Below are 24,909 nucleotides of genomic sequence, written 5' to 3'. Positions count from 1 at the left end.
GAGGTCACGCGGAAACAGGGTCTAAGGGGCGAGCGCAACCTGATCGAATGGCCGCTTCGGATGGCACTGCAGTGGCCGGAGCAGGAAGTGTTCAAGGCCCTGTACTTGTCGGGTATCAGCCACGCGGCGCGCTACGGCTCCGAGCTGCTCGGCGAGTTCGAGGGGCGTTCGTTCGCCCTGCTGCACGAGATGGGGCTGGCGAAATCGCCCCTGGTCGACCTTGGACCGCTGCTGCTGCATGCCTTTGGCCGGGCCGACGGGCTGGCAGCAGTGCGAAGGGACACCGCCGATGCCCATCGCCTTGCATGGATTGAACGGGTTGTCGGAGTTGGCTAGATTGGCGGCTCGACAGCAGCTCAACCGGAAGAGACGCTGATGCCATCGCGCCGGGACACAGTGTTGAAAGCCGCATTCGTGGTCGTCACCTGGCTGATCATCGTGGTGGTATCGGCCGAATTCCTGATGGCGGCGTATGCAAAGTACGGGCTTCTGGACAGCCCCGCGTACGGCCGCTTCGTGGATCGTCACGGCTGGCTGTGGCTGCACCTGGCTGGCGGCGTGGTGGCCATCGTGACCGGGCCGGTCCAGCTGCTGGCGCGATGGTGGTTCGAGCGTCCTGTACTTCATCGGCGGGTTGGGTACCTCTATTTCGGTGGAGTCCTCACGGCCAGCGCGGCGGCGGCTGGATTGATCGCCACCACTCCCGCACCGCTTTCCATCAAGTTTGGCTTTGCCGGCAACGCCTTGGCGTGGTTGACCACGGCGCTGCTGGCCATGATCGCGATCCACCGTGGCCGAGTGGAGCGGCACAGGACGTGGATGATCCGCAACTATGCGGTGACCCTGGCGCCCGTCCTGTTCCGTTTGATGTTGCCGGTAGCCATTGCTTCAGGCCTGGCGCCGGGCGGAGCGCTGATCTCGTGCCTGCTGTGGGCAAGCTGGCTGTTGCCCCTTGTCACGGTGGAAGCGTTCCGGCGGAGAGAACGCGATCCGCTGAAGCACGATTACATAACCTTCCTGAGGTAGTTCATGTCCGCACTTGCCCTGCTGTTTGCCGCTGCCGCCTCCGCGAATTCTCCGGCGGCACCCGATGCCGCCACCGTGGCTGCCATCGAAGCGACATGCTTTGACTACGTGGATGGCCAGCTGGAAGCCGATCCCCAGCGGGTAGCGCGGTCATTGCATCCTGACCTGGCCAAGCGGATGGTGCTGGGCGAAACGCCGGACGAGCGGCTTGGCCTGCGCCGCATGAGCAAGGAAGAGCTGGTGGGCCTGACCCGCCAGGGCGCGCTGAAGACGCCCAAGGCGGACTGGGACCGTACCTGCCGCGTGCTGGACGTCACGGGCAACGCGGCCTCCGTGCGGCTGGAGACGCCCTGGTTCGTGGACTACTTCCATATGGGGCGTTTCGGAGAGCGCTGGATCATCGTCAACGCGCTCTGGTACTCCAAACCCAGACCTGCCTCACTCTGAAGCGTCGTCCCATCCATATACCGAGGCAACCATGGCAGATCCTTACAACAGCGCCGCACGCCCGCCGACCGGGCCGCGCCTTGATGATTCGATGGTGACCACCGCCTTCGAGTTGCCCGGGTTCCGGATCACGCGCAACCTGGGTGTGGTGCGCGGCATCACCGTGCGCTCGCGCTCCATCGTCGGCAATTTCCTGGGCGGCATCCAGACGCTGTTCGGCGGCAACATCACCATCTATACCGAGCTGTGCGAGCAGGCGCGCGAGGAGACCTATCGCGATATGGCCAAGCATGCACGGATGCTGGGGGCCAACGCGATCATCGGCATGCGCTACGACGCGACCGACATCATGACCGGGCTGACCGAGGTGCTGTGCTATGGCACGGCGGTGGTGGTGGAGCCGTTGCGGTGATTCGTTCAAGGGCGATACGCGGTTTGTATCGTGGACTGCTGCAGGTGGTATTGGCGCTGGGCATGCTGTCGGCACGATCCTGTGCGGATGCAGACGCACGACGATGTTTCATTTGAAGGGCAGGTTGGGCTGGTTACCGGTGCAGCCAGTGGACTGGGCCTGGCCTACAGCAGGCTGCTGGCCTCGCGCGGTGCGCGGGTTGTCATGCATGACGTGGGCGCCGGGCTGGATGGAAGCGGGCAGGACCCGGCGCGGATCGATGCGACGGTGGCGCTGCTGCGCGGTACCGGGCTGCAAGTGCATGCCGCGCACGCGGCGATCGACCAGCGCGAAGGCTGCCGCGCGCTGATCGCCGACATCCTCGCCCGCCATGGCCGGATCGACTTCATCATCCACAATGCGGGGTGGGTGGAGTACCAGCAGATCGATGCGCTGGAGGAAGACCGCTTCGACCACATGATGACCATCGCGGCCAAGGCGCCGCTGTGGCTGGCCGAGGCAGCTTGGCCGTCGATGCAGGCACGCCACCATGGCCGCATCGTGCTGACCACCTCCGACCGCGCGCTGTATCCGCAGTACGTGCAGAAGGGCCTGGCTGCGTATGCGGCCGCGAAGATGGCAGCGGTGGGTATCGTCAACGTGCTGGCCGCTGAGGGCGCACCGCACAACATCGTGGTCAATGCCATCTCGCCGGTGGCCAAGACCCGCATGTGGGGCGTGGAGGGCGAGCCCGATGAGCTGCACCCGGATGCAGTGGCGCCGGGCGTTGCCTTCCTTGCATCAACGGCCTGCCACGATGGCGGCTGGATCCTGCGTGCCAGCAACGGCCAGTTCCACGCAACCCGCAGCGTAGAGGCCGACGATGTGGCCTACCCGCGCGACCTGCGCGCCACGTCCGCCGACAGCATCGAAGACATCGCCGCGCAATGGTCGCGCATCGCGCAGCCCGCGGTGGAACCACGCAGGTAGTCAACGGCACGGCATACTGGCGGGGTTTCCGTCCAGCGCATGCATGCCCATGGTTGATCTCCGCCTGCTTCGCCAGTTCGTTGCTGTTGCTGAAGAGCTGCACTTCCACCGCGCGGCCGCGCGCCTGCACATGTCGCAGCCACCGCTGACAGCGGCCATCCGCAAGCTGGAAGACGAGATCGGCAGCGAGCTGATCCAGCGCGGCAACCGCACCCTTGGGCTCACCGCCGCCGGGGCAGTGCTGCTGGCCGAGGCACGCCTGCTGCTGCAGCAGGCCGACCACGCTCTGGTAGCGACCCGCGATGCGGCTGCGGGGCGCACCGGTACCGTGCGGCTGGGCTATGTGGGCAGCGCGCTGTACGGGCGGCTGCCCGGGGTGATCCGCAGCTTCCGCCAGGACAGCCCGGAGGTTCGCTTGGAATTGATCGAAGCCACCTCCGCACGCCAGATCCAGATGCTGCGCGAACAGCGGATCGACGTGGGCGTGGTGATTCCACCGGTATTCGAGGCCGACGACATGCGGCTGCAGGCATTCGACAGTGACCGCCTGGCGATCGCGCTGCCGCGCGCGCACCCGCTCGCAGAGCAGCCGCATCTCACGGTGGAGATGCTGGCCGACGAAGCGTTCGTGCTGTGGCCGGCGCGCGAGGGAAGGGGCTTCCATTCGCAGGTCGTGCGCCTGTGCGCGGCGGCAGGATTCACACCGCGGGTGGTGCAGGAAGCGCACGGCATGCACGCGGTGCTGTCACTGGTGGCGGTGGAGGCGGGCATCTCGGTGGTGCCCGCCAGCATGGCCGGGTTCCGCGATGCCGAGGTGGTGTACCGCCCGATCAGCGGCGATGAAGCCACGTTCGAGCTGCACCTGTGCCTGCGTGCAGGCGAGGCATCACCGGCGGTAGTCAACTTCGCCCGGAACGTGGCCCGCTGATCAGCGCGTGCGATTGACCCACGCACGCACCACCAGCCCGATCAGCGCGGCGAAGACGACCCATGACACCACGTCGAACACGCCATCGCCAACCAGCGCGCTGACCAGACCCAGCAGGCTTGCCGCAGCGATCCACGCGGGCGCCGTGAACGGGCTGCCATTGGGCGCAGGCGTCCGGCTCATGCCGCACCCCCGGTTTTTTCAGCGCGCTCGATCTCGGTTACCCGCGCTTCGGTGCTGCCGCGCTTGAACCACAGGTACAGGCCGCTGACCAGTACCGCGATGGTGAGCAGGTCCAGCAGCGCCCACAGGATCTTCAACGGCAGCTTGCCGTAGTCGCCGAAGTGCAGCGGCTGGCTGAGCAGCAGCACGCTCATGTAGGTGGGCAGCTGCGGCTGGGCGGTGAGTTCGCCGGTGACCGCATCGATCAGCACCGGGCGGTACAGGCGTTCGGTGAGCGGGGTGGTGCCCTGCATGAACACGCCATAGTGATGGTCGCCGCTGTAGCCGGTACCCGGGAAGCTGACAAAGGCCGGGCGCATGCCGGGCTCGGCAGCGCGTGCGGTGTCCACCGCGGCCTGCAGCGAGGCCAGTGTGGTCGGGCGCGGCTGGCCGGCGTAACGCGCGGCAAACTCGCCCAGCTGCTGGCTCTGCCAGGCGGTTTCCAGTGGCTTCGCGATCGTGTTGATGGCGCCGGTGATGCCCACCACCAGCGCCCAGCCCAGGGTGACCACGCCGATCACGTTGTGCAGGTCCAGCCAGGCCAGCCGGCGGCTGCGCCCGGTGCGCAGGGTGCCGAAACGCTGGCGGCGCATGAAGGGGCCGTACAGGACCAGGCCGGAGATGATCGCCACGGCGAACAGCAGGCCCATCGCGCCCATGAACAGCATGCCGGGCAGGCCGAGGAACAGGTCGGTGTGCAGCCGGTACAGGAAGTACATCACCCCTTCGTTGAACTGCGGCGCGGGCAACACCTCGCCGCTGCTGGCATCGAGCAGCGCGGTCTTCATCTGCGGCGGCGGCGTGGCCGGCTCGGTGCCGGTGTTGACGTACACCGTGTGGCCGTCCCAGTCCCAACCCACGAACAGCGGCGCGTTGCCCGGGTACTGTGCCACGGCGGTGCGCACCTGTTCATCCAGGTTGCGATGCGCGGCCTGCGGCTGCGGGTTGTCCACGTGCGGTTCGCTGAGGTGGGCGATCTCCTCGCCGAACACCAGCGGCAGGCCGGTCACGCACAACAGCAGCAGGAACAGGGTGCAGACCAGGCTGGTCCACTTGTGGACCAGGAACCAGGCTTTGATGGTGGAACGTTGCATTGAGTTCTCTGGCGGCGGCTGGAGAGGGTACGGACACGGTAGTGCCGGGCCACGCCCGGCACACCGTCAGAACCGGTACGAAATCGTTCCGGTCACCGTGCGCGGGTTGCCGGTGAAGCAGTCACCGAAATTACGGCACGGGGCGAAGTACTTCTTGTCGCCCAGGTTGGTGATGTTCAGCGCCATCGTCCAGTCGGTCACCTGCATTTCGGCCAGCGCGTCCACCAGCGTGTAGCTGGGCGTGCGGATGAAACCGCCGTAGCCCAGCGACTGGGTGTTGCCCACGTAACGGCCACCAACGCCCAGTCGCAGGCGCGCGTCGTCGACCAGCTGGAAGGCCTTGCCCAGCCATACCGAGGCCAGCTCCTGCGGGGTGTCGTTGAGGCGCTGGTTCACTTCCATGGCGAAGTTGCTCTTGGTCACTTCGGCCTTGTTGCGCGAGTACGCCGCGGTGAGGGTGATGTCGTGCGCGAACTGGAACTGGCCCTCGACTTCCACGCCCTTCGATTCGATCTCACCGGTCTGGATCACGTTCAACACGTTGTCCGGATCGTTGGTCTGGCGGTTGGTCTCGGTGATGCGATAGGCCGCCAGGGTGACCAGCATGTTCGACGCCGGCTGCCACTTGATGCCGCCTTCCCACTGGTCGCCCTGCATCGGCTTGAACGCACGGCCGTACAGATCCTGGCCGGTCACCGGCAGGAACGACTCGCTGTAGCTGATGTACGGCGAGACGCCCGCGCCGATCTCACCGATCAGGCCGGCGCGGTAGGTGGTGGCGTTGTCGGTCTGGCTGGGCAGGCCTTCGGTCTTGCTGCGCGCGTGGTCGCGGCGTGCGCCCAGCACCAGCGAGACGCGGTCGGCCCAGCGGATCTGGTCCTGCAGGTACACGCCCAGCTGAGTGGTCTGCTGGTCGGGCAGGCGGTCCCAGCCGTTGATGGTCACCCCGGTGGAGATCGGGTTGTAGATGTCGATCGGGGTCGGGGTGGCATCCAGGTTCCAGGACTTCTCGCGGTAATCGCTGTAGTCCACGCCGGCCAGCAGCAGGTGCTGGAAGGCGCCGGTGGCGAAGTCGAACTGCACCGCGTTGTCGCTGGTCAGCGAACGCACGTCCGGGCGAACGCCGTAGGCATTGCGGTTGAGCACGCGCTTGTCGGCATCGATGAACGGGTCCAGCGGATTGGAGTAGGTGTCCGGGTACAGTTCGCGGAATTCGGTCTTGCCATCCAGGTAGCGCACGGCCGAGCGCAGGCTGATGCTGTCGCTGAAGCTGTGGTCGAACAGGGCGGTCACGCTGTACACGCGCGAATCGAGTTTGTCGAAATCGCGGTCGCCCAGGAACGTCGATGGATCCAGGCGCGGTGAACCGGCCGGTGCATTCAGGGTCGCCACCACCGGCAGGAACTGCTGGCTGGAGGCGGTCTTGTCGTGCTGGTAGCTGGCCAGCACGGTGAGGGTGCTGCGCTCGCCCTGCCAGCTGATCGACGGCGCCAGGTACACGCGGTCATCGTCGATGGTGTCGGTTTGCATGCCGGATTCGCGCACCAGGCCGACGAAGCGACCGGCCAGGGTGCCGGCGTCGTTCAGGGTGCCGGCCACGTCGCCCTGGAACTGTCTGCGGTCGAAGTTGCCCAGCTGCAGGGCCACTTCGCCGCCCAGGTCGCCGAAGGTCGGGCGCTTGGTGATGGCATTGATGATGCCGCCGGTGGCGCCGGCGCCGTACAGCACCGACGAGGGGCCGCGCAGCACTTCCACCCGCTCCAGGCCGTACACCTCGGTGCGTGCCAGCGGATTGAAGCCGTAGCTGCGGCGCAGGCCATCCAGGTATTGCACCGGGTCCAGACCGCGCACGGTGCTGCCGTCGCTGCGGGTATCCAGGCCGTAGGCATCGGCGGTCACGCCGGCGCTGTAACGCAGGGTTTCCTGCAGGTTGCGGGCGCCGCGGTCGGTGAACAGCTCGCGGGTCACCACGCTGATCGCCTGCGGGGTCTGGGTGAGCGGGGTATCGGTCTTGGTGGCGGTGCTGGCGCGGTCGGCGACCACGCTGACCGCGTCCAGGGTACGGGCGGCGCTGCTGTCCTGGGCATGGGCCATGGCCGACGCCAGCAGGGTGGGAACCAGCAGGAGCAAGGGCGAACGGCGCGACAGGGCAGGCATGACGGGGTTCCCGGTGACTAAGGGCCCGGATTATCGGGAGGTGAGGATGCGAACGCAAATGAATCTCAGATACAAGCCTGTGGGGCGCGGTTTTCATCCCTCTGCCACATCCCCTGCACGAGCCCTACGCGGTGCCGGTCTTAACGTAGTCCGTCCCCCGTTTCGTCATTGGAGACACGCCATGAATACCCTGCAGACGGCCGCCCGGGCGATGCGCAACGGCCTGGAGGAGATGGCGGCCCTGTTGGTCGGCGAGCGCGCCGAGGACCTGCGCCGTGACGATACCGCCGCGCCCGGGGTGGGTATTCCGATGCCGCGCCGGCTGCCACTGCGCCGCGCGCTGCCGCGCGCCCGCAAGGGCATGGCACCGTGGCAGAAGGTGGGCGCCCCGCGTCGCTGAGCGAACCTGAACAGGGGAACATGTCCCCCACACCGTGGTTATGGCTAACTAGCGCCCCGACCAACCGACGGAACGATGTGTGAAGACAGCAGGACGATGGGGGCTGGCCGTATTGATGCTGGTCGCAGCGCTTTGGGTAGCCGGGCTGCTGGCGTACCAGCTTTCCGGGCCGGGTTGGCTGAAGGGTGTGCTGTTGGCGGGGTGGGGCGCCTTTGCGCTTGCCACCGCCGTGGCCGTTGGCCGCGCCCGCGCCGGGCGCTGGCCGGGCCCGCTGTTCGTGGCCGCGCTGGTGCTCTGCGGCGTGTGGTGGCTGCTGCTCACCCCGCGCCAGGACCGGGTCTGGGCCGATGATGTCGCCCAGCGGCTGAAAGTGGTGGAGTTCGACGGCTCCCGGGTGGTGCTCGACAACGTGCGCAACTTCACCTGGCGCACCGATGACGACCACGACGTGCGCTGGGAGCGCCGCGAGTACGACCTGGACGAGCTGCGTTCGGCCGACCTGGTGCTGTCGTACTGGATGGGGCCGATGATCGCGCACACACTGGTCTCGTTCGGCTTCGCCGATGGCCGCCAGCTGGTGTTCTCGCTGGAGATCCGCAAGGAGCGCGGCGAATCGTTCTCGGCGCTGGGCGGGTTCTTCCGCAAATTCGAGATGACCCTGGTGGCGGCCGAGGAAACCGACATCGTGCGGGTGCGCAGCAACGTGCGCGGCGAGGATGTGTACCTGTATCGCCTGAAGGGCATGACCCGCGACCAGCTCAAGGGCCTGTTCGTGTCCTACCTGGGCGAAGCGCGCAGACTGGATGCCGCACCGGCGTTCTACAACACGCTGACCAGCAACTGCACCACCATCGTGTACGAACTGGCCAAGCAGATCGCGCCGGGATTGCCGCTGGACTACCGGCTGCTCGCCTCCGGCTATTTCGCCGAATACGCGCGTGACCTGGGCGTGCTCACGCCCGGCGTGGACTTCGCCACGCTGAAGGCGCGCGGGCGCATCACCGATCGCGCGCGTGCCGCTGGCGATGATCCACGCTTCTCGCAGCTGATCCGCGTCGGCGTGCCGGGCATCGACCCGGAGGTGCAGCCATGAGCCGGCTCCTTCGCCGTGGTGCGCCCCTGCTGGCGGTGCTGCTTTCGCTGCTGCTGTCCAGTGGCTGCGCCATGGTCACCATGAAGCAGGTCTCGCCCACCGATTACCTGGCCAACAAGCGCGGCGATGTGCTCACCTCCGGCAAGTTCAGCATGGCCTCGCAGGAAACGCTGAGCGTGATTGGCCTGGACGTGGCGCTGTGCGAGAAGGATGTTGCCGCCTGCGAGAAGACCCTGAAGGACACCCGCGACCTGCCCGAGGAACAGCGGCTTTCAACGCTGTCCGAGCTGTGGGTGAAGAACGCGCTGGCACTCACGCCCAAGCCGAAGGACCGCGACAAGACCCCGATGTCCGATGCGGCGCTGGACGCGTGGCTGGAAGCAGCGCGGTACGCGTATGCCTACCTGTTCTTCAGCGGGCGCACGCCGTCGGACCGCGCGTTCGAAGACCGCCAGACCCAGGTGCGCGACTACTACAACTACGCCGCCGAACAGACCGCCACGGTGGTGTTCAAGCGCAGCCGCGAAAGCGCGCTGGAAGGGGAGGACTACAACGCCGCGGTGGCGGGCGAGCGCTGGACGCTGACCTCGGACTTCGACGAGCTGCGCCTGGCCAGCATTCCCACCACGATGGTGTCGGCATCCTCGGTGAGTTTCGCCGGCCTGCGCAGTACCTACCGCCGCGACGGCTTTGGTGCCGAGCTGGTGGTGGTGATGGACCCGCCCAAGCTGATCGCGCCGGCGGACGGTGAGAAGGCCGAGATTCCGCAGTACAGCGAAATGTCGGCGATCAATGCCACCGCGTTGCTGCGCTTCAAGGGCGATACCCTGCAGCAGGTGCTGGACACCACCCAGGTGCTGTTCGACGTGTATTCGCCTGAATCCACCGAAAGCGTGGACCTGCATGGCGAGAAGGTGCCGCTGGCCGGCAACTTCACCGCCGCCTACGGCATGTGGCTGGCCCAGTCCGGCTTTGCCACCCAGTCGCTGCGCACGCTGTTCGGCCTGAGCGAAGGCATTGCCGAACCGCACATGTACCTGATGCAGCCGTGGGATCCGAACCGCCGCATCATCTTCATGCTGCATGGGCTGGGCAGCAGCCCGGAGGCCTGGGTGAACGTGGCCAACGAGATCCTGGGCGATCCCGAGCTGCGCAGGCACTTCCAGGTGTGGCAGGTGTACTACCCGACCAACGCGCCGATTGCACTGAACCGTTTCGAGATCGACCAGGCGTTCGACAACACGCTCCGGCATTTCGACCCGAAGGGCACCTCGCGTGCGTCGAAGGACATGGTGTTCATCGGCCACAGCATGGGGGGCGTGCTGGCCCGGTTGCTGGTCACCAGTTCCGGCGACACGTTGTGGAACCAGCTGCTGGCCAACTACGACCTGAAAGGTGAACGGCTCAAGCGCGTCCAGGCCAAACTGGGCCCGCTGCTGCACTTCGATGCCGAACCGAACGTGGAGCGCGCCATCTTCATCGCCGCACCCCACCAGGGCACCGATATCGCCGGCAACCGGGTCGGACGCTTCATCGGGCGCCTGGTGCGCCTGCCGATCACCATCCTCGGCAAGTTCGAGGATGTGTTCCAGGCCCTGCAGCAATCCGAAGTGCAGTCGGCGCAGGCCACCAAGCTGCAGATTCCCAACAGCATCGACAACCTCAAGGCCACCGATCCGTTCGTGAAGGCGGCCGCCGCCCTGCCGATCATGCCGGGCCTGAAGTACCACTCGATCATCGCCCAGCGCAAACCCGAGGTGCCGCTGGAGCAGTCCGACGACGGCCTGGTGCCCTACTGGAGCGCGCACCTGCCCGGCGCGGTGTCGGAGAAGGTGATCATCTCCGGCCACAGCGTGCAGGAAACCCCGCAGGCGGTGCTGGAGATCCGGCGGATCCTGCGCGAAGACCTGGAAGAGGTGGCGCCGTAGCGGTCAGACCCGCCGCGCCACCACCACGCTCGCAGCGGCCAGCACCAACATGATCGCGAACGTCTGCAGGTAACCCAGGGTCACATCCACCGACAGCATCAGCGCGAACAGCGAGCCGGAAATGGCCAGCGTGGTGGCCACGCCCAGCGCCTCGCTCAACTGCAGCGCAGAGGTGTTCGCGCCCTGCTGCGCCGGCGGTGACAACGACAATGTCAGCACCGACAGGCTCGGGTAGATCAGCCCCATGCCAAGTCCGGTCACGGTCCACCCGGCCAGCGCCAGGGCCAACGGTACGCCGGGCTGGATCGCCAGCGCGGTGCCGATGATGCCGGTGCACATCAGCAGCGCGCCGGCGGTGAGAAGCTGGCGACGCGACATCCTTTGGCCCCCATGGCCCTGGAACCACGACCCGCTGAACCAGCCCAGCGCGCCCAGGCTCAACGCCACCCCGGCCAGCAGAGGGCTCAGGCCACGCTCACGCTGCAGCAGCAGCGGCAGGAACGCCTCGCAACCAAAGAATGCCGACGCCGCGATACCGCGCAGGGCGATCACGCTGGGCAGGCCCCGCCGCAGGCGCAGGGTGCCGCGCGGCAGCAGCTTCCAGCTGCACAGCGCCAACAGTGCCACCGCCGGCAGCAGCACGGCCAGTGCCGGCCAGCCTACCTGCTGGCCACCCACGTACAGCAGCAGCGCGCCCACGGATGCACCGATCGCCCAGCGCACCACGCTGCCCTCCGAACGCGGCGCGGCCGCCAGCGGCGGCACCGCGCGCAGCGCCGGCCGCAGCAGCAGCGCGGCCGGGATGGCCAGCAACGGCACGCCCAGGAACACCCAGCGCCAGCCGGCGTGCTGCACGATCAACCCGCTGATGGCAGGGCCGATCAGCGAGGGCACCACCCAACCTGCCGAGAACGCGGCAAAGACGCGTGGCCGCAGCGATTCGGGGAAGGTGCGCCCGACCAGCACGTACAGCGACACGGAAATGGCACCGGCGCCCAGCCCCTGCAGCAGCCGGCCGATCACCAGCACCGGCATGTGCTGGGCCAGCCCGGCCACCAGCAGGCCGGCGATGAAGCAGCACAGGCCCAGCCACAACGGCCGGGCCGGGCCGAGCCGGTCGCTCCAGCGGCCCGCCAGGGTCATGCCGATCACGCTGGTGGCCAGCGTGCCGCCGAACGCCAGCGCATACAGGCGCAGGCCATCCAGCTCACGCGCCACGGTCGGCATGGCCGCAGCCACGGCCAGCGCTTCGAACGCGTGCAGCGACACCAGCGCGACCATGCCGATGGTGGTGGCGCGGTAGCGCGGCGAGAGGATCGACGTGGGCGCGTCGGCGGGCAGTACAGCGACATCGGAAGACATGCGGATTCCAGGAACGAAGAAGCGCGGTGCTTGCGGCACACCGCGAGGTGCCGCACGATGACACCTTAACCATGGTTGAGGTCAAGCAGTGATCGCGCAGGAGCTGAGTGTAGGCGACGTGGCACGTCGCAGCGGCGTGGCGGTATCGGCGCTGCACTTCTATGAGCGCAAGGGCCTGATCCGCAGCCTGCGCACGGCCGGCAACCAGCGTCGCTTCAGCCGCGACGTACTGCGTCGGCTGGCGGTGATCCGCGTCGCACAGCGGGTGGGCATGCCGTTGGAAGCGGTGGCCAACGCGTTCGCGGCGCTGCCAGAGAACAAGACGCCGACCCGCGCCGAGTGGGCGAAGATGTCGGCGCTGTGGCGCGGCGAGCTGGATCAACGCATCGAGGAACTGCTGTTGCTGCGCGACCAGCTCACCGACTGCATCGGCTGTGGGTGTCTTTCACTGAAGCGCTGCCGGTTGGCCAATCCCGGGGACGCGTTGGGCGAGCAGGGGGATGGCGCGCAGCGCTGGGGCTGACCCGGATCAGTCGTTGGCCGCCGACAACGCCTGTCCCCGTCGCGTCGCCGCGTCGATCGCGCGAGCCACGATCGCTTCGAAGTCGTCGCCCTGGAAGCTCTCGATCGCGGCCTGCGTGGTGCCGTTCGGCGAGGTGACGCGCCGACGCAGCTCTGCCGGGGCTTCGCCGGATTCGTCCAGCATGCGGCTGGCGCCCAGCAGGGTCTGCACCACCAGCGTGCGCGCGGCGTCGGCCGGCAGGCCCTGCGCGATGCCGGCCGCTTCCATCGCCTCGGCCAACAGGAACACATAGGCCGGGCCACTGCCGGAGACGGCGGTGACCGCATCCATGCGTGCTTCATCCTCGATCCACACCGTGCGCCCGGCGCTGGCCAGCACGGTGTCGGCCTGGCCCCGCTGTTCGGCGCTGACCCCGGCGGTGGCAAACAGGCCGGTCACGCCTGCACCCAGCAGCGCCGGGGTATTGGGCATGGCGCGTACCACCGCGCCGCTACCGCCCAGCCAGCGCAGCAGCTGCGCACTGGTGATGCCGGCGGCGATGGATACCACCAGCGGGGCCTGGGCCTGGGCGATCTCCGCCAGCGACGCACAGACATCGCGCAGCACCTGCGGCTTCACCGCCAGCACCCATACCGCGCCCTGCGCGGCCGCTTCGCTGGCGCTGGCGTAGGTCTTCACGCCGAAGTCGGTGGTGAGCTGGCTGCGCAGCCCGGCCACCGGTTCGGCCACGTGGATGTTGCCCGGGGCAGTGCCCTGGCGGACCAGGCCGGCGATCAGGCTGCGCGCCATGTTGCCGCCGCCGATGAAGGTGATCGAAGTGCTCATTGGGCATCCTTGTATGTGATCTGGGCCGCGGGGCAGGGCCCCGCGCTACGGGTGGGTGGGCCCCTCAATGCCGTGCGCCGAACAAGGCGGTGCCGACGCGGACCATGGTCGCGCCATGGGCTATGGCGTCGGGGTAGTCGCCGCTCATGCCCATCGAGAGGGTATCGGCCTGCGGGTAGCGGGTGGCCAGCTCGGCAAACAGCGCGTGCATGCGTTCAAAGGCTTGGGCGCGGCGGTGTGGGTCCGGCCACGGCGCAGGGATGGCCATCAGCCCGCGCAGGCAAAGGCGTGGTTCGGCGGCGATGGCGGCGGCCAGCGCCGGCACGGCGTCGGGCGTGCAGCCGTGCTTGCTGCCTTCATCGTCGATATTGACCTGCACCAGCACGTTCAACGGCGGCAACGCGGCCGGGCGGTGCGTAGCCAGCGCGGTAACCAGCTTGGCCCGGTCCACGCTCTGCACCCAGTCGAAGCGCTGCGCGGCCAGGTCGGCCTTGTTGGACTGCAGGTGGCCGATCAGGTGCCACTCCAGCCCCAGGGCCGCCAGCGCATCGATCTTTGCCACCGCTTCCTGCACGTAGTTCTCGCCGAACGCGCGCTGGCCCTGCGCCGCCAGCGCCGCCACGGCCTCGGCCGGCTGGGTCTTGGACACCGCCAGCAGGCGCGGCGGTGGCCGCCCGGCGGCCGTGGCCGCGTTGTGCAGGTTCAGCAGCAGGGTGGGCAGGGGCAGGGCGGTCACGGGTGGGCGCTCACGGGGCAGGACACAAAGAGATTTCGCGGTGGATCAGGGAGGCTATACTGCCGACCGGGGAAAGATCCTTCCAGTCGCAGCAGTCTATGGGGAGTAGCAGCGTATGGATATCGCCGAGCTGTTGGCGTTTTCCGTTAAGAACAAAGCGTCGGACCTTCATCTGTCGGCAGGCCTGCCGCCGATGATCCGCGTGGACGGCGATGTCCGTCGCATCAACATTCCGGCCTTGGACCACAAGCAGGTCCACGCGCTCGTTTACGACATCATGTCGGACAAGCAGCGCCGCGATTACGAGGAATTCCTCGAAGTCGACTTCTCGTTCGAGATTCCCAGCCTGGCGCGCTTCCGCGTCAACGCGTTCAACCAGAACCGTGGCGCCGGTGCGGTGTTCCGTACCATTCCGTCCGAAGTGCTGACCCTGGAAGACCTGAACACGCCGCCGATCTTCCGCGAGCTGATCGACCAGCCGCAGGGCCTGATCCTGGTGACCGGCCCGACCGGTTCGGGCAAGTCGACCACGCTGGCGGCGATGATCGACTACATCAACAAAAACGAATACGGCCACATCCTCACCGTCGAGGACCCGATCGAATTCGTGCACACCTCGCAGAAGTGCCTGATCAACCAGCGCGAAGTGCACCGCGATACGCACGGCTTCAACGAAGCACTGCGTTCGGCACTGCGTGAAGACCCGGACATCATCCTGGTCGGCGAACTCCGCGACCTGGAAACCATCCGGCTGGCGCTGACCGCCGCCGAAACCGGCCACCTGGTGTTCGGCACGCTGCACACCAGCTCGGCGGCCAAGACCATCGACCGCATCATCGACGTGTTCCCCGCCGGCGAAAAGCCGATGGTGCGCTCGATGCTGTCCGAATCGCTGCGCGCGGTGATTTCGCAGGCGCTGCTGAAGAAGGTGGGCGGCGGGCGCACCGCCGCGTGGGAAATCATGGTCGGCACCCCGGCCATCCGCAACCTGATCCGCGAAGACAAGGTGGCGCAGATGTACTCGGCGATCCAGACCGGCCAGCAGATGGGCATGATGACGCTCGACCAGCACCTGCAGGACCTGGTCAAGCGCAGCCTGATCACGCGCAACCAGGCCAAGGAATACGCCAAGGACAAGCGCATCTTCGAATGATGGTGGCGCCGGGCCTTCCCGGCGCGACAGATTCGGCAGCGCCGGGCCATGCCCGGCGTTCGGCAAGGTTTCCGGAGCACATCGCCATGAATACCACCAGCACCACCATCGACTTCACCTCGTTCCTCAAGCTGATGGCGCACCAGAAGGCGTCGGACCTTTTCATCACCGCGGGCATGCCGCCTGCGATCAAGGTCAACGGCAAGATCTCGCCCATCACCCAGACCCCGCTCACGCCGCAGCAGAGCCGCGACCTGGTGCTGAACGTGATGACGCCGGCGCAGCGCGAAGAGTTCGAAAAAACCCACGAGTGCAACTTCGCCATCGGCCTGTCCGGCGTGGGCCGGTTCCGCGTGAGCTGCTTCTACCAGCGCAACCAGGTCGGCATGGTCCTGCGCCGCATCGAAACCCGCATTCCCACCGTGGAAGAGCTGAGCCTGCCGCCGATCATCAAGACGCTGGCGATGACCAAGCGCGGCATCATCCTGTTCGTGGGTGCGACCGGTACCGGCAAGTCCACCTCGCTGGCGGCGATGATCGGGTACCGCAACCTGAATTCCACCGGGCACATCATCACCATCGAAGACCCGATCGAATTCGTGCACAAGCACGAAGGCTGCATCATCACCCAGCGCGAAGTGGGCATCGATACCGACAGCTGGGAAGCGGCGCTGAAGAACACCCTGCGCCAGGCGCCGGACGTGATCATGATCGGCGAAGTGCGTACCCGCGAGGGCATGGACCACGCCATCGCGTTCGCCGAAACCGGCCACCTGGTGCTGTGTACCCTGCATGCCAACAACGCCAACCAGGCGATGGACCGCATCATCAACTTCTTCCCGGAAGACCGCCGCAGCCAGCTGCTGATGGATCTGTCGCTGAACCTCAAGGGCGTGGTCGCCCAGCAGCTGGTGCCTTCGCCGGATGGCAAGTCGCGCAAGGTGGCGATGGAAATCATGCTGGGCACGCCGCTGGTGCAGGATTACATCCGCGACGGCGAGATCCACAAGCTCAAGGAAGTGATGAAGGAATCGGTGCAGCTGGGCATGCGCACCTTCGACCAGAGCCTGTTCGAGCTCTACCAGGCCGGCGAGATCAGCTACGAAGACGCGCTGCGCTACGCCGATTCGCAGAACGAGGTGCGCCTGCGCATCAAGCTCTCGCAGGGCGGTGACGCACGCACGCTGTCGCAGGGCCTGGATGGCGTGGAGATTTCCGAAGTCCGCTGAAGCTGCGGGCGGGGAAACCGGGCGCGTACGGTGCAATGCCGGCGCGCCTTTGTTGCAAGTGGTGTTTCAAGGGGCCGGCACCGCGCCGGTGACACTGCCAATGATGAGAATGCACATGGAATTGCATGATCCATACCGCGCACCGGCGACCATTCCGATGCCACCTGCTTTGCCCGGCACGCTGCCGGAATCCCAGTCCCAGGCACGGGCGATTTCCGATGCGGCCGAGTACTACTCGCCTTCCACGCTGAAAATGGTGCTGCTTTCACCCACTACGCTCGGGCTGTACCCGATGTACTGGTTCTGGCGGAACTGGCAGGCGATCAAGCGAGAGACCGGCGGCGACCAGTGGCCCTGGGCGCGCGCGCTGTTCTCACCGATCTGGTCGTTCTTCTGCTTCCGCGAGCTGAGTGACGCGGCCAGCAGCCGGCGTCGCGAACTGGCCTTCGCGCCAGGACTGTTGGCGGTGACCTACTTCCTGCTCAACTTCGCCAGCCGGCTGCCCAACGCCGGTTGGCTGCTGGCGCTGTTCACATTCGTACCGCTGCTGCCGGTCAACAGCCTGCTGCGCCGTTACCATCAGGATGAACGGGTCGACATGGAGCGCATGGACCGGCTCAACGTCTGGCACATCCTGGTGATCATCGCCGGTGGCCTGCTGCTCCTGCTGGCCCTGATCGGGACCGTGGCCGAACGCTGAGGCAGGTAGATGGCGCCTGCACCCGCAGGCGCCATTGATGAGCTTCGCTCATGACCACCAGTGGTTCCGGCAGTGCAATCGCCGGCGTGAGCGGGCGTATCGTTGGGGTCCCCACTCGAAGGAGCACCCCATGCAGACACGAATCCTTGGCAACAGCGGCCTGCGCGTTTCCGCGCTCGGGCTGGGCTGCATGGGCCTGAGCCATGCCTATGGCACCGCGCCGCAGGTGAGCGATGGCGTTGCGCTTCTGCACGCAGCGGTGGAGCGCGGGGTGACCTTCTTCGACACCGCCGAGGTCTACGGGCCGTTCCGCAACGAGGAACTGCTGGGCCAGGCGCTGGCGCCGTACCGCGACCAGGTGGTCATTGCGACCAAGTTCGGGTTCAAGGAGGCCAATGCCGACCTGGGGCTGGACAGCCGCCCGGAGAACATCCGCGCCGTCTGCGAGGCCAGCCTGCAGCGGCTCAGGACCGACCGCATCGACCTGTTCTACCAGCACCGGGTGGACCCGAACGTGCCCATCGAAGATGTCGCCGGCACGGTCAAGGACCTGATCGCGGAGGGCAAGGTGAAGCACTTCGGGCTGTCCGAAGCCGGCGAAACCAGCATCCGCCGCGCGCATGCGGTGCAGCCGGTGGCGGCGCTGCAGAGCGAGTACTCCCTGTGGTGGCGCGAGCCGGAGCAGAGCGTGCTGCCGGTGCTTGAAGAGCTGGGCATCGGCTTCGTGCCGTTCAGCCCGCTGGGGCGCGGCTTCCTGACCGGGGCGATCACCGCCGATACCGAGTTTGCGCCCACCGATTTCCGCAGCTCGCTGCCGCGCTTTGCGGTGGAGGCGCGCCGCGCCAACCAGGCGCTGGTCGAGGCCATCGGCGCCATTGCCGCCGCCCGCCAGGCCACCCCGGCGCAGGTAGCGCTGGCCTGGCTGCTGGCGCGCAAGCCCTGGATCGTGCCGATTCCCGGCACCACCAAGCTGCACCGGCTGGAAGAGAACCTGGCCGCTGCCGAGCTGGCCCTGCACGAGGCCGACCTGCAGCAGATCGCGGCGGCGCTGGACGGCATCGCCATCGTGGGCGACCGCTACAACGCGGAACGGCAGAAGCAGGTCACCCGCTGACGGATGTCGATTTCGTGCCCTGGCCAGCGTCGTAGTGGATGAAACCCTCTGCAAGGAACAGGTCATGAGCGACACCGCCCCGGTCAAAGGTCCCGCGTCGTACTTCCCGTCCATCGAAAAGACCTATGGGCAGCCAGTGGGACACTGGCTTGCCCTGCTGGCCACGCAGGGCGGGCTCAGGCACATGGCCCTGGTCACCTTCCTGAAGAGCCAGCATGGCCTGGGCCATGGCCACGCCAACGCCTTGGTGGCCCACCATTTGAAGGACCGGACCGGGTGAAGCGGTCATTCGTTGCGGGATGAATCGATTTCACCTGCAACTGTCACGCGGATCGTGTCTAATACCGCTCCCCACGTGTATGGCCCCACCCCCCATGTCCCTTGAATCCCATGGCCCCGCGCCGTGCGACGACGCTGACGGCCATCTGGTCACCGCCGGCCCGCTGACCCCGCCGCCGGACAGCGCCGGCACCGTGGCCGATGCCAAAGCCCTGCGCCATTCGGTGGCCGAGGACGTGCAGGGCATGATCCTGGCCACCCTGGTGGCCTCGCTGGGCCTGGCGATCTTCGCCAAGGGCGGGCTGATGATCGGCGGCATGGCCGGCCTGGCGTTCCTGGCCCACTACGCGTTCGGCTGGAATTTCGGCCTGGTGTTCGTGCTGGTCAACCTGCCGTTCTACTGGGTGGCGGTGCGGCGCATGGGCTGGGAATTCACCCTGAAGACCTTCGCGGCGGTCACCGCCTGCGGCGTGCTGACCGACCTGCTGCCGCGCTGGGCCGATTTCGCCCACATGAGCTCGCTGTATTCGGCGCTGGTGGGCGGCGCGCTGGCCGGGCTGGGCATCCTGTTCTACATCCGCCACCGCGCCAGCCTGGGCGGCATCGGCATCCTGGCGGTATACCTGCAGCGCACCCGTGGCTGGAGCGCGGGCAAGGTGCAGATGTCGTTCGACACGCTGCTGATGGGCGTGGCGTTCTTCGTGCTCTCGCCGGACAAGGTGATGTATTCGGCGATCGGCGCGGTGGTGCTGAGCCTGGTGCTGATGTTCAACCATCGGCCCGGCCGGTACATGGGCGTTTGACGGATCGCGGCGACCACCAACGGTGGCCGCCTACCCCCGTTTACTGAGTTTCTGCAGGCGTTTGTACACCGGGCAATCCGGGCTGTGCGCGCCGGGCAGGTAGCCCAGGCTCATCAGGAATTCACCGGTGATTTCGCCGCCGGTGAAGCGGAACGTCTTCTTGAACAGCTTCACCCACTCGGCCTTGTCGCGCGGGTGGTGCGCATCCAGCCATGCCGCGAAGCTGCCGTGGCTTGCCCGCAGCTGCTGGATCACCTGGGCGTTGTGGATGGCCGCATGCACCTTGAGCCGGTTGCGGATGATGCCCGCATCGTTGAGCAGGCGTTCCACGTCGCGCTCGCCATAGCCGGCCACGGTATCCACATCGAACTGGCTGTAGGCGGCGCGGAACCCTTCGCGCTTCTTCAGGATCGTCTCCCAGCTCAGCCCGGCCTGGTTGATCTCCAGCAGCAGGCGCTCGAACAGCTCGCGTTCGTCGCGCTGCGGGAAGCCATATTCGTGGTCATGGTAATGACCGTGCACCGGATGGCCCGGTGCGATGAGGCAGTAGCCGCTCATGGGGTCTCGTCTTCAACGGGAGGTTGTTCGATGCCCAGTCTAGGCCCATCGCCGAGCGACAGTTGCGGCCAGCGTGCTGGATGGATCGTCAGGTTACCCCGCAGCAGCGGGTCGTACGCCGGGTCGCCGCGGTATTCGGAGGGCATCGGGAACTCGATCTTGCCGGCATCGGTCCAGTCCTTGCCATCGCGCGCGTGCAGGCGGCATACCGCGCCACCCCACGACGGCTCGTGGCACAACAGCATCTCGTCCACGCCATCGCCATCCAGGTCGCGGCGCAGTGCCACGCAGACCTCGTCCATTTCCAGGCAGCTGCTGACGTTCACGGTCCTGGCCAGCAACGCCTGCCACCAGTCCGGGTCTGGCGCCGGGCTGCTCTTGGCCAGTTTCAGCTGCTGCTGCAGCACCTTGAGGTCTTTGATGGCGTCGCTGTAGTTCCCATAACGGACTTGCCGCGCGTCCACGCTCAGGACATTGGCGATCAGGGTGCTTGCACGCGGATCGTCGCGGAAGCGCGGGTCCTGCTGCAGTTCCTTCAGCACCTCGGCGCCGCGCCGGCCATAGCCGAAGCGCAGATCGGTGGCGTCTTCGCCCTTGATTGCCGGCGCGGTTGCCTGCAGCCGGGCCATCTGGCTGGCCAGGCTGATCCGGATCGGGTCCAGCACCGGCGTATTGGCCAGCACCGCCGCACCCAGCACCACCCAGCACATCCAGCGGTTGACCGGTTCGATCCGCTGCAGCCAGCGCCCGCGCCTGTGCACCGCGGCCAGCGCATAGCCCACCGCGTAACCGAACACCAGCAGCGCCGCCAGCAGCGCCCAGAAGCGCTCCAGGGTGACCCCGTACTGGCTGATGCGCAGGCCCATCGCATACAGCGCCAGCGCCGCATACACCGGCAGCGTGAGCAGGCTGGCCTCGACCAGCCGGCGCAGCCACGCCGGGTAGGGTGGCAGCTCGCTTTCATGCTGGTACACCGCGTTGCTGAAGACGATCAGCAGCAGCACCAGGGCCAGCAGTACCGTGGCCGCCGAGCGCGTGCGCCACAGCGGCTCCAGCCCGGTGAAGGGCAGGCAGACCACGAAGATCACCGCGATGAACGCCAGCAGCGGCAGCAGGCCGCGCGCCACGGCAAACAGCACCTGGCGGATGACCTGGATGGCCCGGTCCTGGGTGCGCCCGATCAGCACGCCGAACCCGAACAGCATGCCGGTAGCCAGCGCGATGAAGGCTTTTTCGCGGAACAGGTCGCGGAAGAAGTGGATGTCCACCAGGTCGAACAGCGCCGCCCACAGCCACAGCAGCATCCAGGTCAGCCCAGTGAAGCCCAGTGCCAGCGCAAGGGTCAGCCCGTTCTGCCAGGCGCGCTCGAACAGGGCTGCGTACGTGGCGCGCCAGTGTCCGTGCTGCAGCCGGAACTGCCACCACGGCAGCGCGACGAACACCGCGACGGCCACGCACACGGAGAACGGCAGCAGCAGCGGTGCCTGGCGCAGGTCGTCGGGCGTTCCGCCCAGGTTCCAGCCGATCCAGCCGGCCATCGCCAGCACCAGGGCCGAGGCCAGCGCCGCGTGCACCCACAGGCGGCGGTCGCGCAGGTCCACCAGGGTCAGCGCAACGGCGGTGGGGACGCTCAGCACCCAGGTGTACCAGCACAGGCGCGTGGCGAATGCCTGGAACGGCCCGTGGTCGGCCGCTTCCTGCACCGCGTACAGCATCAGGCCCTGCAACAGCGCGATCAGCACGATGGCGGCGCGCGAGGCAGGGGAAAGGGGTGGCTGCGGGTTCATCGTGCTCTCCATTGCGTACACACGTCCATGACTGCACGCATCGTAGCCGAGGCTCACGCCCGTGTGAGGATGCAGCGGGTAGAATGGGCCCATGTCCACGTTGCCTACCTCCCTTGCCGATCACCTGCTGGTTGCGCTGCCGTCGCTGACCGATCCGACCTTCGCGCGCACCGTAAGCCTGATCTGCCAGCACGACGAGAACGGTGCCATGGGCGTGCTGGTCAACCAGCCGTCCGAGTACACGCTGGGCGATGTGCTGGCGCAGATGGAGATCCAGACCGACGACCTCGTCCTGCGCGACCAGGTGGTGCTCAACGGCGGCCCGGTGCATCCCGAGCGTGGCTTCGTCATCCATGACGATGCACGTGCGTGGGAATCGAGCCTGCAGGTGGGCGAGGGCGTGTACCTGACCACCTCGCGCGACATCCTCGAAGCCATGGCCCGCGGCGAAGGCCCGCGCAATGTGCTGGTCACGCTGGGCTGTGCCGGCTGGACCGAGGGCCAGCTGGAAGGCGAGATCGCCGACAACAGCTGGCTGACCGTCCCCGCCGATGCCGAACTGCTGTTCGCCACGCCGCTGGAGCAGCGCTGGCAGGGCGCCGCCGCACGGATCGGGGTCGACCTGTTCCGGCTGACGGACTACAGCGGCAATGTCTGAGCCGGCCACCATCCGCCGCGACGGCACCGTGCTCGGCTTCGATGTCGGCTCGCGCCGGATCGGGGTGGCGATCGGCAGTTCCTTCGGCACCCATGCCCGGGCCATCGCCGTGGTGGACGTGCACGGCAACGGTCCGGACTGGACCGCGGTCGAACGCCTGATCAAGGAATGGCGGCCCGATGGCCTGGTGGTGGGCGACCCGCTCACCCTGGATGGCCAGGACCAACCCAACCGCAAGCGCGCGCAGGGCTTTGCCCGCCAGCTGCGGGAACGTTTCAAGCTGCCGGTGGTGCTGATCGACGAGCGCTCCAGCTCGGTCGAAGCGGCCCGCCGGTTCGCCGTCGAGCGTGCCGAAGGCCGCAAGCGGCGCCGCGATGCGGCCACGCTGGATGCGGTGGCCGCCGCGGTGATCATCGAACGCTGGCTGTCCTCGCCGGACGATGCCACCCCCGTTTCCTGACCCCCAGACCCTGCCCATGACCGCCTCGCAACTCGATTCCGACGGACGCCTGCGCCACCTGCTGACCCTGGAAGGTCTGCCCCGCGAAACCCTGCTGCAGCTGCTTGACCGCGCGGGCCAGATCCGCGATGCGGCGGTCGGCCGGGTCGGCAACAAGCGCCACGTACTGGGCGGTTCGGCGGTGTGCACGCTGTTCTTCGAACCCTCCACCCGTACCCGCAGCTCGTTCCAGCTGGCCGCGCAGCGGCTGGGCGCGGACGTGCTGAATTTTGACGCCTCCACCTCGTCCACGCGCAAGGGCGAAACCGCCTGCGATACGTTGAAGAACCTGGAAGCGATGGGCGTGCGTGGCTTCGTCGTGCGTCACCCGGATGACGGTGCCGTGGCCGAGCTGGCCGCCGCGGCGGGCGAGGGCACCGCGCTGATCAATGCCGGCGACGGCCGCAGCGCGCACCCGACCCAGGGCCTGCTGGACATGCTGACCCTGCGCCAGGCCAAGGGCGGTGATTTCTCGAAGATGAAGGTGGTGATCGTCGGCGACGTGAAGCACTCACGCGTGGCCCGCACCGACCTGCATGCCCTGCGCACACTGGGCGTGGGCGAGATCCGCGTGTGCGGCCCGCAGTCGCTGCTGCCGGACGATGACACGCTGAAGGGCTGCATCGTCGGCCAGGATTTCGACCAGATGCTGGAAGGCGTAGATGCGCTGATGATGCTGCGCCTGCAGCGTGAGCGGATGGAAGAAGGCCTGGTGCCGTCGATCGAGCAGTACCACGCCGAGTACGGGTTGAACGCCGCGCGCCTGAAGCGCGCCGGCCAGGACGCGGCCGTGCTGCACCCGGGCCCGATCAACCGTGGCGTGGAAGTCACCGACGAAGTGGCCGACGGCCCGCAGTCGTGGGTGCTGCGCCAGGTGGCCAACGGCGTGGCCGTGCGCATGGCGGTGTTGGAAACGTTGTTGGGGTGATGGGGGCGGCTTCGGATCGTCTGAACGTCGGACGGAATACGGGGGCGGTGTGTTTTCGGCTTCGGATGCTTGGGCCGCGCTGCGCGCGGTTTCCGGCCAACGGCCGGGCTACGAATTTTTACGGGCCCATTGGGATTGGGGTCAATCGACCGTGGGCTTCGGATCGTGTAAACGCCGGACGGATGATCGGTGGCGGTGATGATGCCGCCTTCGGATGCTTGGGCCGCGCTGCGCGCGGTTTCCGGCCAACGGCCGGGGCTACGAATTTTTACGGACCCATTGGGATTGGGATCAATCAACCGTGGGCTGCGGATAGATGTGGCGTAGCCGTCGGCGCGTTTGTCGGTAGCGCCGGCCGTTGGCCGGAACGCAATGCTGGACGATGCCTATAGCGGCCAACGACACCATGCATGTTTGTAGTCGCCGATGTTCGCGGTGATTCCCGCGCGTATCGGGTTGCCAACGATGTAGTGCGCGTGGCGTAACAAGGCTTCGTCGGCACGCACCGCATGATCGAAGAATCCGGGTTGCCACACCTTGCCCTGTCTACCCTTCAGGCGGTTAAGCGACAGCGCGCTGGAAGATTTGAAGCGCCGCGCGACGTACGCAAGTGAATGCGATCGCAGTTCAAACATCCAGTGAATGTGGTCGGGCATGACGACCCATGCCAGGGTGTGGGTGCATCGGCTCCGGTCCATCTGTCGAAGCTGATTGACCACGATCTCGGCGGCTTCCGGATCATCAAACCAACGGGATTGCCCGGCACAACGCGTCGTCATGACGTAAACCTGCCCGACAATGCTGCGGCGCCCAAGACGTAGACGATGGCTGCTCATCCTCCCATCCTCGGCGGATGGGGCGTAGTGGTGATTCAGGGAAATGCCGACATACACATCGGCCGTTACCGTCATGCAGTGTAGGTAGCCATACGAAGGCCGGCCAACGGCCGGCGCTACCGGACTGTGGCTTTTGGTCGATTGACCCCAATCCCAATGGGCCCGTAAAAATTCGTAGCCCCGGCCGTTGGCCGGAAACCGCGCGCAGCGCGGCCCAAGCATCCGAAGGCGGCATCACCACCG

28 protein-coding genes are annotated in these 24,909 nt (G+C 67.0%); 19 read left to right on the top strand and 9 right to left on the bottom strand.

Annotated elements, in window-relative coordinates:
• The 6 genes from KVS69_RS11120 to KVS69_RS11095 all read left to right on the top strand — a co-directional run.
• The coding region (locus tag KVS69_RS11120) for a hypothetical protein (RefSeq protein ID WP_217538074.1) at nucleotides 1–336 on the top strand (336 nt) is incomplete at its 5' end.
• A gap of 63 nt (nucleotides 337–399) precedes the next feature.
• Entirely contained in the window at nucleotides 400–1,026 is a 627-nt protein-coding gene (locus tag KVS69_RS11115) for a DUF2306 domain-containing protein (RefSeq protein ID WP_217538073.1), read from the top strand.
• Nucleotides 1,027–1,029: 3 nt separating this feature from the next.
• Nucleotides 1,030–1,473, top strand: coding sequence for a nuclear transport factor 2 family protein (locus tag KVS69_RS11110; RefSeq protein ID WP_217538072.1), 444 nt, complete (start codon nucleotides 1,030–1,032; stop codon nucleotides 1,471–1,473).
• A 31-nt stretch (nucleotides 1,474–1,504) separates the two neighbouring features.
• Complete coding sequence (locus tag KVS69_RS11105) at nucleotides 1,505–1,885, top strand: YbjQ family protein (protein WP_095363712.1); 381 nt, start codon at nucleotides 1,505–1,507, stop codon at nucleotides 1,883–1,885.
• 87 nt (nucleotides 1,886–1,972) lie between these two features.
• Nucleotides 1,973–2,854, top strand: a complete 882-nt coding sequence (locus KVS69_RS11100; RefSeq protein WP_217538071.1) for an SDR family NAD(P)-dependent oxidoreductase — start codon at nucleotides 1,973–1,975, stop codon at nucleotides 2,852–2,854.
• Between the two features lie 49 nt (nucleotides 2,855–2,903).
• Complete coding sequence (locus KVS69_RS11095) at nucleotides 2,904–3,782, top strand: LysR family transcriptional regulator (RefSeq protein WP_217538070.1); 879 nt, start codon at nucleotides 2,904–2,906, stop codon at nucleotides 3,780–3,782.
• On the opposite strand, the gene KVS69_RS11090 is transcribed toward KVS69_RS11095, so the two are convergent.
• The 3 genes from KVS69_RS11090 to KVS69_RS11080 all read right to left on the bottom strand — a co-directional run bounded on the left by KVS69_RS11090 (nucleotide 3,783) and on the right by KVS69_RS11080 (nucleotide 7,255).
• Nucleotides 3,783–3,965, bottom strand: coding sequence for a hypothetical protein (locus KVS69_RS11090; protein WP_217538069.1), 183 nt, complete (start codon nucleotides 3,963–3,965; stop codon nucleotides 3,783–3,785).
• Nucleotides 3,962–5,098 carry a PepSY-associated TM helix domain-containing protein gene (locus tag KVS69_RS11085; protein WP_217538068.1) on the bottom strand — a complete coding sequence of 379 codons (1,137 nt, stop codon included), beginning with the start codon at nucleotides 5,096–5,098 and terminating at the stop codon, nucleotides 3,962–3,964. Before KVS69_RS11085 ends, KVS69_RS11090 begins: the two co-directional genes overlap by 4 nt.
• A gap of 66 nt (nucleotides 5,099–5,164) precedes the next feature.
• Nucleotides 5,165–7,255, bottom strand: coding sequence for a TonB-dependent siderophore receptor (locus KVS69_RS11080; RefSeq protein ID WP_217538067.1), 2,091 nt, complete (start codon nucleotides 7,253–7,255; stop codon nucleotides 5,165–5,167).
• A gap of 181 nt (nucleotides 7,256–7,436) precedes the next feature.
• Between KVS69_RS11080 and KVS69_RS11075 the strand changes: the two genes are divergently transcribed.
• The 3 genes from KVS69_RS11075 to KVS69_RS11065 all read left to right on the top strand — a co-directional run bounded on the left by KVS69_RS11075 (nucleotide 7,437) and on the right by KVS69_RS11065 (nucleotide 10,676).
• Nucleotides 7,437–7,655, top strand: coding sequence for a hypothetical protein (locus KVS69_RS11075; RefSeq protein WP_249833851.1), 219 nt, complete (start codon nucleotides 7,437–7,439; stop codon nucleotides 7,653–7,655).
• 115 nt (nucleotides 7,656–7,770) lie between these two features.
• The gene (locus KVS69_RS11070) at nucleotides 7,771–8,748 is read left to right on the top strand and encodes a DUF4105 domain-containing protein (protein WP_217538078.1); all 978 of its coding nucleotides are present in this window, start codon (nucleotides 7,771–7,773) and stop codon (nucleotides 8,746–8,748) included.
• Nucleotides 8,745–10,676 carry an alpha/beta fold hydrolase gene (locus tag KVS69_RS11065; protein WP_217538066.1) on the top strand — a complete coding sequence of 644 codons (1,932 nt, stop codon included), beginning with the start codon at nucleotides 8,745–8,747 and terminating at the stop codon, nucleotides 10,674–10,676. The genes KVS69_RS11070 and KVS69_RS11065 overlap by 4 nt, the downstream gene beginning before the upstream one ends.
• 3 nt (nucleotides 10,677–10,679) lie before the next feature.
• Here KVS69_RS11065 and KVS69_RS11060 read toward each other — a convergent pair whose 3' ends face one another.
• The gene (locus KVS69_RS11060; protein ID WP_217538065.1) at nucleotides 10,680–12,038 is read right to left on the bottom strand and encodes an MFS transporter; all 1,359 of its coding nucleotides are present in this window, start codon (nucleotides 12,036–12,038) and stop codon (nucleotides 10,680–10,682) included.
• Nucleotides 12,039–12,126: 88 nt separating this feature from the next.
• Between KVS69_RS11060 and soxR the strand changes: the two genes are divergently transcribed.
• On the top strand, nucleotides 12,127–12,561 hold the full coding sequence (gene soxR / locus KVS69_RS11055; protein ID WP_176472643.1) for a redox-sensitive transcriptional activator SoxR: 435 nt from the start codon (nucleotides 12,127–12,129) through the stop codon (nucleotides 12,559–12,561).
• A gap of 6 nt (nucleotides 12,562–12,567) precedes the next feature.
• Here the strand turns inward: soxR and proC are convergent, their stop codons facing one another.
• On the bottom strand, nucleotides 12,568–13,386 hold the full coding sequence (gene proC, locus KVS69_RS11050) for a pyrroline-5-carboxylate reductase (protein ID WP_217538064.1): 819 nt from the start codon (nucleotides 13,384–13,386) through the stop codon (nucleotides 12,568–12,570).
• Nucleotides 13,387–13,450: 64 nt separating this feature from the next.
• On the bottom strand, nucleotides 13,451–14,086 hold the full coding sequence (locus KVS69_RS11045) for a YggS family pyridoxal phosphate-dependent enzyme (protein ID WP_254622138.1): 636 nt from the start codon (nucleotides 14,084–14,086) through the stop codon (nucleotides 13,451–13,453).
• 151 nt (nucleotides 14,087–14,237) lie between these two features.
• Here KVS69_RS11045 and KVS69_RS11040 point away from each other — a divergent pair, with 151 nt between their 5' ends.
• From KVS69_RS11040 to KVS69_RS11015, 6 genes are all read left to right on the top strand, one after another.
• Nucleotides 14,238–15,275 carry a type IV pilus twitching motility protein PilT gene (locus tag KVS69_RS11040; protein WP_068849741.1) on the top strand — a complete coding sequence of 346 codons (1,038 nt, stop codon included), beginning with the start codon at nucleotides 14,238–14,240 and terminating at the stop codon, nucleotides 15,273–15,275.
• Between the two features lie 86 nt (nucleotides 15,276–15,361).
• Complete coding sequence (locus KVS69_RS11035) at nucleotides 15,362–16,504, top strand: PilT/PilU family type 4a pilus ATPase (protein WP_068849744.1); 1,143 nt, start codon at nucleotides 15,362–15,364, stop codon at nucleotides 16,502–16,504.
• 115 nt (nucleotides 16,505–16,619) lie between these two features.
• A complete protein-coding gene (locus KVS69_RS11030; RefSeq protein WP_184125057.1) occupies nucleotides 16,620–17,204 on the top strand; it encodes a hypothetical protein in 585 nt (194 codons plus the stop codon).
• Nucleotides 17,205–17,334: 130 nt separating this feature from the next.
• A complete protein-coding gene (locus KVS69_RS11025) occupies nucleotides 17,335–18,318 on the top strand; it encodes an aldo/keto reductase (protein ID WP_217538062.1) in 984 nt (327 codons plus the stop codon).
• Nucleotides 18,319–18,382: 64 nt separating this feature from the next.
• Entirely contained in the window at nucleotides 18,383–18,598 is a 216-nt protein-coding gene (locus tag KVS69_RS11020) for a DUF4287 domain-containing protein (protein ID WP_068854565.1), read from the top strand.
• A gap of 94 nt (nucleotides 18,599–18,692) precedes the next feature.
• Nucleotides 18,693–19,400 carry a YitT family protein gene (locus KVS69_RS11015; RefSeq protein WP_184125063.1) on the top strand — a complete coding sequence of 236 codons (708 nt, stop codon included), beginning with the start codon at nucleotides 18,693–18,695 and terminating at the stop codon, nucleotides 19,398–19,400.
• A gap of 30 nt (nucleotides 19,401–19,430) precedes the next feature.
• On the opposite strand, the gene KVS69_RS11010 is transcribed toward KVS69_RS11015, so the two are convergent.
• Together KVS69_RS11010 and KVS69_RS11005 are read right to left on the bottom strand one after the other, a co-directional pair.
• Nucleotides 19,431–19,958, bottom strand: a complete 528-nt coding sequence (locus tag KVS69_RS11010) for a DNA-3-methyladenine glycosylase I (RefSeq protein ID WP_184125065.1) — start codon at nucleotides 19,956–19,958, stop codon at nucleotides 19,431–19,433.
• Complete coding sequence (locus KVS69_RS11005; RefSeq protein WP_217538061.1) at nucleotides 19,955–21,745, bottom strand: DUF4153 domain-containing protein; 1,791 nt, start codon at nucleotides 21,743–21,745, stop codon at nucleotides 19,955–19,957. The genes KVS69_RS11010 and KVS69_RS11005 overlap by 4 nt, the downstream gene beginning before the upstream one ends.
• A gap of 91 nt (nucleotides 21,746–21,836) precedes the next feature.
• Here KVS69_RS11005 and KVS69_RS11000 point away from each other — a divergent pair, with 91 nt between their 5' ends.
• The 3 genes from KVS69_RS11000 to KVS69_RS10990 are packed head-to-tail and all read left to right on the top strand — an operon-like array spanning nucleotide 21,837 to nucleotide 23,830.
• Entirely contained in the window at nucleotides 21,837–22,403 is a 567-nt protein-coding gene (locus tag KVS69_RS11000; protein WP_068849768.1) for a YqgE/AlgH family protein, read from the top strand.
• Nucleotides 22,396–22,863, top strand: a complete 468-nt coding sequence (gene ruvX, locus KVS69_RS10995; protein WP_068849771.1) for a Holliday junction resolvase RuvX — start codon at nucleotides 22,396–22,398, stop codon at nucleotides 22,861–22,863. Before KVS69_RS11000 ends, ruvX begins: the two co-directional genes overlap by 8 nt.
• A 16-nt stretch (nucleotides 22,864–22,879) precedes the next feature.
• Nucleotides 22,880–23,830: an aspartate carbamoyltransferase catalytic subunit gene (locus KVS69_RS10990; protein WP_217538060.1), complete on the top strand. Its 951-nt coding sequence runs from the start codon at nucleotides 22,880–22,882 to the stop codon at nucleotides 23,828–23,830.
• A 386-nt stretch (nucleotides 23,831–24,216) separates the two neighbouring features.
• On the opposite strand, the gene KVS69_RS10985 is transcribed toward KVS69_RS10990, so the two are convergent.
• Nucleotides 24,217–24,666 (bottom strand): transposase, encoded by a 450-nt coding sequence (locus KVS69_RS10985; protein WP_068854566.1) that lies wholly within the window; start codon nucleotides 24,664–24,666, stop codon nucleotides 24,217–24,219.
• Nucleotides 24,667–24,909: the final 243 nt, after the last annotated feature.

It is taken from the genome of Stenotrophomonas sp. GbtcB23 (assembly GCF_019091045.1).
GTDB lineage: Bacteria > Pseudomonadota > Gammaproteobacteria > Xanthomonadales > Xanthomonadaceae > Stenotrophomonas > Stenotrophomonas rhizophila_A.
The sequence above is the reverse complement of the archived record's forward strand: the minus strand, read 5'-3'. Positions and strand labels throughout refer to the sequence as shown.